Source organism: Mycetocola sp., assembly GCF_025464835.1.
Lineage (GTDB): Bacteria > Actinomycetota > Actinomycetes > Actinomycetales > Microbacteriaceae > Mycetocola_A.
The window spans coordinates 24,137-37,004 of the sequence record NZ_JAODMP010000104.1 but is presented as its reverse complement, the minus strand read 5'-3'; the positions used below and the strand labels follow the sequence as shown (position 1 = coordinate 37,004).

Below are 12,868 nucleotides of genomic sequence, written 5' to 3'. Positions count from 1 at the left end.
GTTTCGGCGGCCATAGCAAGAGGGAAACGCCCGGTCACATTCCGAACCCGGAAGCTAAGACTCTTTGCGCCGATGGTACTGCAGGGGGGACCCTGTGGGAGAGTAGGACACCGCCGGACTTAACTTAATAAACAGAAAAGCCACCCTTCGGGGTGGCTTTTCTGCGTTAACGGGCATTTCTTCACGACTGCCATCGAAGCGACTACCCTCGGAAACAGCATCGCCCACAAACGAGGGAGTTTTGTGACCAGCAGGGTTTTCGTCCGCGCCGAACGTGTGCCAGGTGAGAGACGCGTCGCGGCCAGTCCCGACAGCGTCACGAAGCTGAGGAAAGCCGGACTCGAGGTGAGCGTCGCCTCTGGAGCCGGGCGGCACGCCGGTGTGAGCGATGAGGCCTATGCCGCTGCCGGGGCGATGATCGTTCCGGCCGGGGGCCATGTTGAACTTGACGTGCTGTTCCACGTTCGCCCGCTCACGGCATCCGACCTGGATGGCCTGCCCGCCGGCGTCATCACGGTGGGAGTCGTCGACCCGTTTCGCCACGTCAGCGTGCTGCAGAAGGCCGCATCGTCAGGAATCACGACCTTCGCGCTCGACTTCCTCCCGCGGATCTCCCGGGCCCAGTCGATGGATGTGCTGTCATCCCAGGCGCTTCTCGCCGGGTACAAGTGCGTCCTGTTTGCCGCGGACGCCTTCGATCGCATGTTCCCCATGACGATGACGGCAGCCGGAACGCTGGCTCCCGCGCGGGTGCTCGTTCTCGGTGCAGGAGTTGCCGGGCTGCAGGCGATCGCCACCGCGAAACGTCTCGGCGGGGTCGTCAGCGCGTATGACGTGCGCTCGTCGTCTGCCGATGAGGTCCGTTCGGTCGGCGGCACGTTCATCTCCCTTGACCTGGAAGCCGCGGATGCCGTGGGCGGGTATGCCAGAGAGCTCGGCGAGGCCCGGGCGCAGCGCCAGCGGGAACTGCTCACCCCCTTCGTCGAAGCGGCAGACATCATCATCACGACCGCGGCCGTTCCCGGCCGCCCGGCGCCGCAACTGATCACCTCAGCGATGATGACGGGGATGAAGGCGGGATCCGTGGTGGTCGACCTCGCCGCCGAGACCGGGGGGAACGTCGAAGCGTCCGTGCCCGGCGAGCGAATACCCTTTCCGGTTGCTGCAGGCGAGGTCACCGTCATCGGTGTGCAGGACATCCATTCCGAGCTCGCCGTCGACGCGTCGAAGCTGCTGGGGATGAACTTCGCCAACTTCCTCACCGCGTTGACGGTGGACGGCACCGTTCTCCCCGATTTCGGCGATGAGCTGGTGAGCGGATCTTGCCTCACCCATCAAGGCGCGATCGTGCACCCACGGATCACCGAACTGTTGACAAAAGAGGTCGCTCGCTGATGGACGCATTCGCCGTGATCACCATCACCGTCCTGGCGGTATTCCTCGGGTTCGAGGTCGTCTCGAAAGTCTCCAGCACCCTGCACACCCCGCTCATGTCCGAGGCGAATGCGATCCACGGGATCATTCTCCTCGGTGCGATCATGGTGGCAGAGCAGGCGACCGAACCGCTCCCGCTCCTGCTCTCGGTGCTCGCCGTCCTGCTGGCGACGATCAACATCGTCGGTGGGTTCGTCGTCACCGACCGGATGCTCGTGATGTTCGCAGCAAAACCCGGTCGCCCGGCCCGCAAGGAGAGCGCGAAGTGAAGATCCTGAACGAATCGGTCGTGCTGGCCGGCTATCTGATCGCTGCCGTTCTGTTCATCCTCGCCCTCAAAGGCCTGAGCTCACCGCGAAAGGCACGGGGGGCGAACCGGCTCGGGGCGACCGGCGCCGCCGTCGCGATCGGGGTGTACGTGCTCGGCCACGACATCGGCAATGGGATATGGATCGCGCTGGCCGTCCTGGTCGGTGCGGCCGTCGCGGTCCCTGCAGCACGACGCGTGCAGATGACCCAGATGCCCCAACTCGTCGCCGCCTTCAACGGTGTCGGCGGCGGGGCTGCGGCACTCGTGGCGGTTGTGGAATTCACCCACGGCCCCGACGCCTGGGCGGCTGTCGTGATCGCGTTCACCGTGTTCATCGGGGGGCTCTCCCTCACCGGATCCTTCATCACCTTCGGCAAACTGCAGGGAATCATCACATCGCGTGCGGTGGTCTTCCCGGGCCTCGGCCTGCTGCTCGGTGCTCTCACGCTCGCTGCGGTTGCGACGGCTGTCGCAATGGTGACCACCGGAGACCTTCTCTTCGCGGCCGTGCTGCTCGGTTTCGGCCTGGTCATCGGTGTGTTCTTCGTACTGCCGATCGGTGGCGCCGACGTGCCCATCGTCATCTCGCTCCTCAACGCGTTCACCGGGCTCGCGGTCGCGGGCTCCGGCGTCGTACTTTCAAACGTGCTGCTCCTCATCGCCGGTACGCTCGTCGGCGCGAGCGGTACGATCCTGACGACCTCCATGGCGACGGCGATGGGCCGCAGCGTGACCGGTATCGTCTTCGGTGCGTTCAGGGCCACGAGGAGGAGCGGGTCCGATGCCGGCGCGGAGAGCCGCCCGGTTCGTACGGTGACTCCCGAGGACGTGGCGATCCTGCTGGAATATTCGAGCAGGATCGTCATCGTCCCCGGCTATGGTCTCGCCGTCGCGCAGGCGCATCACGCGGCAGCGGAACTCGCGGAAATCCTGACCGCGAGGGGAGCGGATGTGGTGTTCGGCATCCACCCGGTGGCCGGCCGGATGCCCGGTCACATGAACGTGCTCCTCGCGGAGGCGAACGTTCCGTACGAATCCCTTGTGGAGATGGATGTGGTGAACGGGCAGTTCAAGTCCACCGACCTCGTCCTCGTCATCGGGGCCAACGACGTCGTCAATCCCGCCGCGAAGTCGTCACCCGGGTCACCGATCTACGGCATGCCCATCCTCAACGTCTCTGAAGCGAAACAGGTCGTGTTCCTCAAACGCAGCCTGAACCCAGGATTCGCGGGAATCGAGAACGAGCTCTTCTACGACCCGAAGGTGTCCATCGCCCTCGGCGACGCGAAAGCGACGCTGACGCAACTGCTCACCGCGGTGAAGGCGGCGGTGTAGGCGCTCCGCGGATTGAAGCTTCCTGCATGCGACCGTAGGCTGGGGACGCTGTGACGATGAGGGGAACCTGATGGAAGAGCTGAGCGAAGCGCAGATCCGGGCGTCATTTGTGAACTGCTCGACCGGCGAGGCCACTCGCTTGTTCGTGCCGTCCGGCCTGGCGTTTGCGCCATGGGATGAACTCGACTACTTCGGGTGGGGCGATCCGAACGCTCCGGGCCGGTACTCCCTCGTCTATCGGCGTGGAGATACGCCCACGGGGATCGTGCTGCGCAGGGCGGACCGGGTGGCCCGCATCCAGGTGCACCTCTGCAGCTTCTGCCACACAGCACAGCCGGCGAACGACGTCGCTCTCTTCGTCGCCCCGCTCGCGGGTGAGGCCGGCCGGAACGGCAGCACTGTCGGCACCTACATCTGCTCTGAGCTGACCTGTTCAGCGCATGTGCGCCTGCAGCCGCACGCGGCGCCGATCCAGCCGTATCCGACGACGGTCATGCGCGCGAATCGCGCGCGGCTTCTTGAACGGGTCGACCGTTTCGTGTCGGACATCGAGCGCGTGCGCTGAGCTCGGTCACCTCTGGCAGCGCGGGCACCAGAACGTGTCCCGCTGCTGGGTCTGGGTTGGGCCGAGGCTACCTGAGCGGATTCGCGTTCCGCAGCGGCGGCAAGGCTTGCCTCCCCGCCCGTATACCCAGGTCTGCCGGCCCGGTCGAGTGTCGCCGGTCGTCGTGCGTTCGACGCGATCACGATTAGCGAGGATGAGGCGATGCGACAAAGCGACGAGAGCGACGGCATCCGTGTCGCCGATCGGATGCGTGGGAAGGATGCCGCGGAGAAAACACAGTTCGTTCGCGTAGACGTTGCCGAGACCCGCGAGGTTCCGCTGGTCGAGCAGCGCGACGGCGGTGGGGCGCTCAGGAACCGACTCGAGCCGGGCGATCGCTTCGGCCGCGTCCCAGCCCTCACCCAACAGGTCTGGCCCCAGATGGCCGACGACCGTGCTCTCATCGCTGCGGGCTATCAGCTCCACGACCCCGAGCTCGAACCCGACGCTGAGCCAGTCGGCTGAACCGACCAGGGCCCGAGCCTGGAATGCCGGGCGCTTCCACGCTGACCCCGGCCGGTACAGGTGCCAGGTTCCCTCCATCTTGAGATGGGTGTGCAGGCTGTAATCGCCCACCCGGTGCAGCAGATGCTTGCCCCGGCTGACGACTTCGTCGATCCGTTCACCGGTGAGGTCGCTCGTCGCAAACGCCGGGACACGAATGTCCCAGGTCGTCACCGTCGCCCCCTCAAGGGCATCGTTCAGGTGCCGCGCGGCGCGGTAGACGGTATCGCCCTCAGGCATGCCGGATCCTCAGGCCTCGCGGTGTCTCCGTGAAACCGGCCTCCCGCAGTGCTGCACCGGCGAGGGTCCCGAGCACGAATGCGCCGTTGACCTTCTCGATGGCGAGCTTGTCGATGCGGCCCTGGCGGACCAACCCTGCGACGGATGCCGCAGCGACAGCGAGAACGGAGTCATCGTCAGTGAAGGTGAGCAGCGTCTTCCCGCCCCGCTCCACGTAGAGCGTGAGCGCTCCGTCGACGAGGGTGACCAGACTCCCGGCTTTGCGTCCCGGCCGGTGTTTCGTGCCTGGACTCTCGACGGTCGGCCAGGCGAGAGCTGCGCCGTACGGGTTCGCCGGGTCGGTGGCCGCGAGCGTCACGACCGACGCGTCCGCGGCATCCGGAACGTCGTTCGAATCGCTCCGGGCGAAGGACCGCAACCGGTCGACGGTGCCGGCTGTGGAGAATTGTGCGGCGCCGAGCCCGTCGATGAAGTACCCCCTGCGTGCCCGGCCGGTGTCTTCGAACGTGGAGAGCACCCGGTAGACGAGGGCGAAACCGCCAGGCACGGCCTCACTCATCACTGAGCCGCGGGTCACGACGCCGTACCGTTCGAGGAGCGTTTCGGCGCTCGCCGCGGTACGAACCGTTGCGTCCTGCTCGGCGAGGGGAAGAATCGACCAGCGCCCGCCGAGCGCCGGCGCCACGCGAGTGGACATGCTCGGCCGGCTGAGCGGACGGCCCCGGTACATCCGAGAACGGGGAGCGGCACGCTGCGTGCGGTGTGCCCCGCCGTGCCCGGTGAGGGTTCGCAGCGGAGCGAGAGTGTCGTTTGTGATCAGCCCGGCCCAGACCAGCTCCCAGAGGGCGGCGACGAGCGACTTGTCGTCGGTGGCGCCCGTGGCTTCCGCGAGCTGCGGGAAGAAGAACGCGCCACCCCCGCCGAGCGCCATCAGCACCTCACGCTGGAGTTCATCCGGCTGGTGCTCTGGCACGAGTGGCAGGGTCAGGTGCGCGGTCTCAGCCAGGTGCAGAGCAACCCAGCCGTCGTTCCCTGGCAACGCTCCTCCTCCCGACCAGAGCACTTCGCCTGTCGCGGTGAGTTCGTCGAGCATGGCCGGCGAGTAGTCGTTCACGCGCTGGGGCAGGATGAGCGATTCCCACGCAGACGCTGGAATGTTGACGCCGGCCAGCTGGTCGATCACGGATGCCACGCCGTCGACGCCGCGCAGGCGACCGCCGACGTTCTGCCAACTGGGCAGGAACCGCGCGAACGCCTCCTGCTCCACCGGCTCCACCTCGTGCCGAAGAGCGGCAAGGGAACGCACCCGGAGCCGCCTGAGCACCTCGGAGTCGCACCATTCAGTGTTGTCGCCGATCGCCTCACGGCCGGTGGCGAGGAACTCACCACGCATCACCCGTCGTGAGTCGGCGAGCCGGACGAGCGTGTGCTGTGCCACGGCGCTGCCCAGACCGAAGCGGTCGGCGACCTCTTGGGTTGTGAACGGGCCGTGGGTGCGGGCGTAACGGGCGATGAGATCGCCGACGGGATCCTGCACGGGTTCGATGAATGCGTCGGGGACGCCGATCGGCAGCGGCACGCCGAGAGCGTCGCGCAGGCGGGCGGAGTCTTCGATGGCAGCCCACCAGGCCGTGCCGGCGAAGCTGACACCGATGACGCGTTTCGCGCGGGCCAGCTCGGCAAGGTGCACCGTTGAATCCTCGAGCGGATGCTCCGATTCGAGCCTCGCGGCGACCTCGTCAAGCGTCAGCGGCCCGAGCATCCGCAGCAGGTCGGCGACACCTTCGACGCCGCGCGCCTTGCGGGATTCCGCCAGGCGTTGCAGTTCGCTTTGGGTCTGAGCGATCACGCCAGGGTCGAGCAGTTCGCGCAGTTCCACCTGGCCGAGCAGCTCGGCCAGCAGGGCGGAGTCGATGGTCAGAGCGGCCGCTTTGCGTTCGGCAATCGGGCTGTCGCCCTCGTACATGAATGCGCCGACGTAGCCGAAGAGCAGGGACTTCGCGAACGGCGACGGCGTATCAGTTGTGGTCTCCACGATCCGGATGCCGCGGCTCGCGAGCTTCTTGGTGATGCCGAGCAGGGCAGGAAGGTCGTAGGCGTCCTGGAGGCATTCCCGTACCGTTTCGAGGATGATCGGGAACGCGGGGTATTTGCGGGCGACGTCGAGCAGTTGCGCCGATCGCTGGCGTTGCTGCCACAACGGGGCACGTTTTCCGGGGGAGTAGTTCGGCAGGAGCAGCGCCCGCGCGGCGCATTCCCGGAAGCGGGACGCAAACAGCGCCGAGCCGCCGACCTGCTCGGTGACGACGGCTTCGAGTTCGTCCGGGTCGAAAACGAACAGCTCGGCACCGGGAGGTTCGAGCTCCGTGTCTGGAATGCGCACAATGATGCCGTCGTCACTTGCGATGGAGGCGCCGTCGATACCAAACCGTTCCTGCACCCGAGCGCCAACCGCAAGCGCCCACGGCGCGTGCACCTGCATGCCGTACGGAGAATGCAGGATCACTCGCCAGTCACCGAGTTCGTCGCGGGAACGTTCGACGACGAGCGTCCTGTCGCTCGGGATGTGACCGGTGGCCGTCCGTTGCTCGGTCAGGTAGGCGACCAGGTTCGTTGCCGCCCGCGAATCGAGACCCGCCCCTGCCAGCCGCTCGGCGGCATCCGTTGCGCTCGCCGCGTCGATGTCGCGCATGAACGCACCCACCGCTTCACCGAGCTCAGCCGGCCTACCGAGCCCGTCACCCTTCCAGAACGGCAGGCGACCTGGCTGGCCGTAGGCGGGAGTGACGAGCACTCGGTCGTGGGTGATCTCCTGGATCTTCCAGCTCGTCGCACCGAGCGCGAACACGTCGCCGACGCGGGACTCGTAGACCATCTCCTCGTCGAGCTCACCGACCCGGGAACCCGCACCATCCGCTGTGCCGGACACCATGTACACGGCGAAGAGCCCTCGGTCCGGAATCGTGCCGCCGCTCGTGACCGCGAGGCGCTGCGCCCCAGGCCTGCCGGTGAGGGTCCCGGCGTCGCGGTCCCAGACGATGCGGGGCCGCAGCTCGGCGAATTCATCGCTGGGGTATCGCCCGGCGAGGAGGTCGAGGGTGGCTTCGAACGCTGAACGCGGCAGCCGAGTGAACGGGGCGCTGCGTTTGACCTGCTCGAACCACACCTCGACGTCGATCGGCTCGAGCGCCGTCGCTGCGACGGTCTGCTGGGCGAGGATGTCGAGAGGGTTCGAGGGGACCGCGAGGGATTCGATCTGGCCGGCAACCATCCGTTCGGATGCCACAGCCGAGTTGACGAGATCCGCCCGGTGCTTGGGGAACAGCACCCCACGGGAGATTTCGCCCACCTGGTGGCCGGCCCGGCCCACGCGTTGCAGGCCGCTCGCGACCGACGGTGGTGACTCCACCTGCACGACGAGGTCGACTTCGCCCATGTCGATGCCGAGCTCGAGGCTCGACGTTGCGACGACGCAGCGCAGGCGCCCGGACTTGAGGTCGTCTTCGATGAACGCCCGCTGTTCTTTCGACACCGACCCGTGGTGGGCGCGCGCCAACTGAGGAGCCCCCTCATCGCGGACGGCGGTTTGCCCGCTCGCACCAAGCAGGGCGGCCGGCGGCCGTGAACTCCGCTCGGCGACGATGCCGACCAGGCCCTCGACGGGCTCAGCGGATGCGGTGCGTTCGTCATAGATCTCGTTGAATCGGGCGGTCAGCCGCTCGGCCAACCGCCGCGAATTGCTGAACACGATCGTCGACCGATGTTCGAGGATCCGGTCGACGATCGCCTCCTCGACGTGCGGCCAGATCGACCCGGCGCGCTCACCGTCGGGGAGGATGGCGCCAGCCGCCGAACCCTCCCGTTGCTGGGCCGCGGAGGCGAGGTCGGTCATGTCGTCCACAGGCACGATCACACGGAGGTCGAAGCGTTTGGAGGCGGGGGGCGCGACGATCTCAACCGGGGCGGTGCCTCCGAGGAACCGGGCGACCTCCTCCCTCGGCCGCACCGTCGCTGAAAGCCCGATCCGCTGCGCCGGTTTGCCGAGCAGGGCGTCGAGCCGCTCGAGCGACAACGCCAGGTGAGCACCCCGTTTCGTCGCCGCGACGGCATGGACCTCATCGATGATCACCGTCTCTACCGACCGCAACGTCTCACGCGCCGCCGAGGTCAGCATGAGGAACAGCGATTCCGGCGTCGTGATGAGGATGTCCGGCGGATTCTTCGCGAGGGTGCGCCGGTCGGCTGCGGGGGTGTCACCGGAGCGGACACCGACGGTGACGTTCGGGGCTGTCGAGCCCAACCGGATCGCCGTCTGCGTGATGCCGATGAGAGGCGCCCTGAGGTTGCGTTCGACATCGACACCGAGAGCCTTGAGCGGAGAGATGTACAGCACGCGCGTGCCAGCATCTTCCGACCGCGGTTCAGCCATGAGCCGGTCGATCGACCAGAGAAAAGCGGAGAGGGTCTTACCCGAGCCGGTTGGCGCGACGACGAGCGCGTGCGATCCGCGGGAGATCGCATCCCACGCCCCCACCTGGGCGTCGGTGGGCGCGGCGAACGCACCGCTGAACCACTCCCGCGTGGCAGGGGAGAACCGCTCAAGCACGTTGCTCACGTTCCCATCCTGCCTGACGCCACTGACATCATCCCTGCCGATCCGGGATTGCGTCGCAATTCAAAGTTGACGTTCGATGAACCCGCGCACGTCAGCCAGTTCCTGCTGCGAAATGGCATGCGGCAAGCCGTCGTAGATCCGGCCGACCAGACGCGTGTGCTCTGGCAGCCACTGGGTCGTGTGCGCGACCGCCTTTGCCGGGATGACGTCGTCGAGCGTTCCCCGGCCCCAGAACACCGGGGGCCGGCGCGTGGCGAGGGCAGGGTCGCCGGGCTGGGGAAGGTCGGAAACGTAACCGGAGAGGTTGACCGCGAACGAGAAGCGCTCGGGAGCGGCGCGAAGCAGCTCGATCGCTACAGCGCCACCCTGGGAGAAGCCGAGCAACCCGACCGAATCGGGAGTGTACGGCAGCGTGTCGAGCCAGGACAGTACCGCGGATGTGGAGTCCTCGAGCCCGGCATGGTCGGGGCGACCGGGCTGCTCGACCGGATACCAGGACCAGCCGTCCATCGGGAACGGGGCGACGAGCGGCGCGCGGAGTGACGCAATCACCGGTTCGAGGGGCAGGAACGGCGCCAGCTGGAACAAATCGGTTTCATTGGACCCATACCCGTGCAGGACGAGGAGCAGTGAACGGCCCTCACGGTCCTCGCCGGCCGCTGACCACAGGACGGCGTCCTCGTCGATTGTGTACATGGGCCTGCTTCTCCTCGTTCACGACAGGGAACCAGCCTACAGAGAGGGAACCGGGTGTCTGCCGCCCCGGACACGGGGTAAGCGGGTAAGAATGGAGCATGAGCGTTCGCACCCCAGACCCTGACCAGCCGCAGGACCCGTCGTCGAGCCCCACTCCTGGCTGGCTCAGCGACATCGAGCTCGAGGAGGTGCGTCGCCGTCTTCCCCTGCTCTATGTCGAGGCGATCCCTGTCCGGGTCGATGGTCTCGGGGTCGTCACCGAAGTCGGTATCCTCCTGCGAGCGACCGCGACCGGGCAGATGACCCGGACGATCGTCTCCGGTCGGGTGTTGTACGGTGAAACGCTTCGGGATGCTCTGTTCCGTCACCTGGAGAAGGACCTCGGGCCGATGGCCTTCCCGCTGCTTCCCGCGTCACCGACGCCGTTCCATGTGGCGGAGTACTTCCCGATGCCCGGGATTTCCGCCTACACCGACGACCGGCAGCATGCGGTCTCGCTGGCCTATGTCGTTCCGGTGACGGGCACCTGTGAGCCGCGCCAGGACGCGCTCGAACTCACCTGGATGGCGCCGGAGGAAGCCCAGACGGATGCCGTCAGCGAAGAGATGGAAGGCGGCCGCGGCACGCTCCTGCGCCTCGCGCTCGCCTCGGTGGGTCGACTGTCGTAGGCCGTCTTGCGGGGCGGATGCCGGGGCATCCGTTCACCGGGTTTTCGTTGCGTTGCCGGTAGTGGTCGCGTTTCGTGCGGATCTTCAGCCGTTATGGGCAACGCAGTGCTCGATGCAGCCGTTTGTGGCTGGGCGGAACCTAACGGACGTACCGGACCTCGTGGATCTCTTCACCGAGGAACGGTTCGGTGTGCTCGGCGCCGTCGGCGACGAAGCCGTTCTTCTCGTAGAAATGGCGCGCATGGGAGTTGGACGACAACACCCAGAGGTAAGCCGGTTCCCCGTCGTCGATCGCTGCATCGAAGAGCTTCTGCCCGGTTCCCGTGCTGCGGAACTCCGCGAGCATGTTGATGAAGTAGAGTTCGCGGTCACGCGGTGCATCAGCGTCACGGGCGGGACCAGAACCGGAGAACCCGATGATCTCGCCGTCCTTCACCGCAGCGAACTGGCGGTACGCGGGACCCTGGTTCATCCAGTGAGTCCACAGTTCAGCCATCCGGCGGGGCGACAGGTTCTCGAGCGTGGCTTTGCTGACAACCTCGTCGTAGGCCTCATGCCAGCACCGGGCATGAATCCGCCCGAGCGACTCTGCGTCGACGTCGCGCACGGGGCGGACAATGATCTCTGAAACGGAAGGAGCTGCAACGTCGGTGTCCATAACGTGACCATACCCCGGCGTGTACGCGGCGGTGAAATCGAGCGAAAAACCCTTGACACATTCTCACTTCGCCGAATCACCCGCAAATGAAAAGCCACCGGCCAGTCAGGCACCTCGAACTGAGGTGCCCGGCCGAACCGGTGGCTGACGTGCTTGCTGGCTTAGCGGCCGCTGGAAACCCGGCGGTGGGTGCGCTGTCCGCCGGTTGCCGCTCCGCCGGCCGTGGCGGGGCGAACGGAACGCTCTGGGCGTGCCTGGGCCGGGCGCGAGGCTGCGGCACCCTCGTGGCGGCGGGCGGAGCTGCCGGCGGTGGAGGTGGAGTAGTCGCGCGACGAACCCGAGCCGGAATTCGAGCGTGAGCGTCCGCCGCCCTGGCCGCCTTCACGGACTGAACGCTTGCGCTGGGCGTTGGCGCCCTGTGAGCGACCGCCACCCTGTGCCTGGACGACACGGGGAGCCGGTTTGACGTATGCAGCGACCTCGCCGACGAGCGCGGTCACTTCGGCGGACTTGGCGGTGACGGGCACCGGAATGACCGTGATGGCAGCCTTTTTCAGCAGCTGGGCCAAATCCTTCTTCTGGGTCGGCAGGCAGATGGTGACGACATCACCGGCGCTGCCGGCGCGGGCGGTGCGGCCCGAGCGGTGCAGGTACGCCTTGTGCTCCATGGGCGGGTCAACGTGAATGACGAGTTCGACGTCGTCCACGTGCACGCCGCGCGCCGCGACATCCGTTGCAACGAGAACGCGGGCGCTTCCGTCGCTGAACGCGGCGAGGTTGCGGTCACGCTGCGGCTGCGAGAGGTTGCCGTGCAGGTCGACGGCGGGAATACCGGAGTCGGTGAGCTGCTTGGCGAGCTTCTTCGCGTGGTGCTTGGTGCGCATGAAGAGGATGCGGCGACCGGTGCCGGACGCGAGGGCCTCGATGAGGTCCTTCTTGGAGTCCGGTCCGTTGACCTCGAAGACGTGGTGCGTCATCGCCGAGACGTGGCTGGTGGCCTCGTCGACGGAGTGCAGGACCTCGTTGTGCAGGAATTTGCGGACCAGCTTGTCCACACCGTTGTCGAGCGTCGCCGAGAAGAGCAGGCGCTGTCCGTTGGACGGCGTCTTGTCGAGGATGCGCGTGACAACGGGCAGGAAGCCGAGGTCTGCCATGTGGTCGGCCTCGTCGAGCACGGTGATCTCGACGGCGTCGAGGTTGACGAAGCCCTGCTTCATGAGGTCCTCGAGGCGGCCTGGGCAGGCGACGACGATGTCGACGCCGGCCTTGAGGGCAGTGACCTGGCGGGTCTGGTTGACGCCACCGAAGATGGTCGTCGTGTTGAGGCCGTATGCCGCCGCGAGCGGCGTAAGGACAGCGGAGATCTGGGTGGCGAGCTCACGTGTTGGGGCGAGGATCAAGCCGAGCGGGCGACCGGGGCGGCGCTTGCCGCCGGCGAGCTTGCCGCCGAGGCGGGCAGCCATCGGGATGCTGAACGCGAGTGTCTTGCCGGAGCCGGTCTTTCCGCGGCCGAGGACGTCGCGCCCGCCGAGGGTGTCAGGCAGGGTGTCGACCTGGATCGGGAACGCGAGGGTCTTGCCATCCGCGGCGAGTGCCGCGACGAGAGGCGCCGGAACGTTGAGTTCGGCGAACGTGATTTCTTGGGGAGTTTCTGACAAAGTCGTGCCTTTCGGGCATCAGCTTCCCGTACGGATCTCGACAGGCGAAATCGCTGGAGCGGGAGCAGTGGCGAAGGTGGCGAGAGCCACAATCGTTCGCCGTATGAAGAGTCATCGACCCGGGATTTCTTTCGAATCCGGCGGGG

The 12,868-nt window shown here is 66.8% G+C and carries 10 protein-coding genes and 1 rRNA gene; 6 read left to right on the top strand and 5 right to left on the bottom strand.

Annotated elements, in window-relative coordinates; genetic code table 11:
- Positions 1-2: 2 nt before the first annotated feature.
- From rrf to JWP90_RS12980, 5 genes are all read left to right on the top strand, one after another.
- A 5S ribosomal RNA gene (gene rrf / locus JWP90_RS13000) occupies positions 3-119 on the top strand.
- A gap of 124 nt (positions 120-243) precedes the next feature.
- Positions 244-1,395 (top strand): NAD(P) transhydrogenase subunit alpha, encoded by a 1,152-nt coding sequence (locus tag JWP90_RS12995; RefSeq protein WP_297365017.1) that lies wholly within the window; start codon positions 244-246, stop codon positions 1,393-1,395.
- Positions 1,395-1,703, top strand: coding sequence for an NAD(P) transhydrogenase subunit alpha (locus JWP90_RS12990; protein WP_297365014.1), 309 nt, complete (start codon positions 1,395-1,397; stop codon positions 1,701-1,703). The genes JWP90_RS12995 and JWP90_RS12990 overlap by 1 nt, the downstream gene beginning before the upstream one ends.
- Positions 1,700-3,079 carry an NAD(P)(+) transhydrogenase (Re/Si-specific) subunit beta gene (locus JWP90_RS12985; RefSeq protein ID WP_297365011.1) on the top strand — a complete coding sequence of 460 codons (1,380 nt, stop codon included), beginning with the start codon at positions 1,700-1,702 and terminating at the stop codon, positions 3,077-3,079. Before JWP90_RS12990 ends, JWP90_RS12985 begins: the two co-directional genes overlap by 4 nt.
- A gap of 70 nt (positions 3,080-3,149) precedes the next feature.
- Positions 3,150-3,644, top strand: coding sequence for an FBP domain-containing protein (locus JWP90_RS12980; RefSeq protein WP_297365008.1), 495 nt, complete (start codon positions 3,150-3,152; stop codon positions 3,642-3,644).
- 6 nt (positions 3,645-3,650) lie between these two features.
- Here JWP90_RS12980 and JWP90_RS12975 read toward each other — a convergent pair whose 3' ends face one another.
- From JWP90_RS12975 to JWP90_RS12965, 3 genes are read right to left on the bottom strand one after another with little or no spacing between them, the layout of a single operon-like run.
- Positions 3,651-4,427, bottom strand: a complete 777-nt coding sequence (locus JWP90_RS12975; protein WP_297365005.1) for a DNA-formamidopyrimidine glycosylase family protein — start codon at positions 4,425-4,427, stop codon at positions 3,651-3,653.
- Positions 4,420-9,042, bottom strand: a complete 4,623-nt coding sequence (locus JWP90_RS12970) for an ATP-dependent helicase (RefSeq protein WP_297365002.1) — start codon at positions 9,040-9,042, stop codon at positions 4,420-4,422. The genes JWP90_RS12975 and JWP90_RS12970 overlap by 8 nt, the downstream gene beginning before the upstream one ends.
- A gap of 60 nt (positions 9,043-9,102) precedes the next feature.
- Positions 9,103-9,738, bottom strand: a complete 636-nt coding sequence (locus JWP90_RS12965) for an alpha/beta hydrolase-fold protein (protein WP_297364999.1) — start codon at positions 9,736-9,738, stop codon at positions 9,103-9,105.
- A 98-nt stretch (positions 9,739-9,836) separates the two neighbouring features.
- Here JWP90_RS12965 and JWP90_RS12960 point away from each other — a divergent pair, with 98 nt between their 5' ends.
- Complete coding sequence (locus JWP90_RS12960; RefSeq protein ID WP_297364996.1) at positions 9,837-10,406, top strand: NUDIX hydrolase family protein; 570 nt, start codon at positions 9,837-9,839, stop codon at positions 10,404-10,406.
- A gap of 139 nt (positions 10,407-10,545) precedes the next feature.
- Here JWP90_RS12960 and JWP90_RS12955 read toward each other — a convergent pair whose 3' ends face one another.
- On the bottom strand, positions 10,546-11,064 hold the full coding sequence (locus JWP90_RS12955; protein ID WP_297364993.1) for a GNAT family N-acetyltransferase: 519 nt from the start codon (positions 11,062-11,064) through the stop codon (positions 10,546-10,548).
- A gap of 161 nt (positions 11,065-11,225) precedes the next feature.
- A complete protein-coding gene (locus tag JWP90_RS12950) occupies positions 11,226-12,722 on the bottom strand; it encodes a DEAD/DEAH box helicase (protein ID WP_297364990.1) in 1,497 nt (498 codons plus the stop codon).
- Positions 12,723-12,868: the final 146 nt, after the last annotated feature.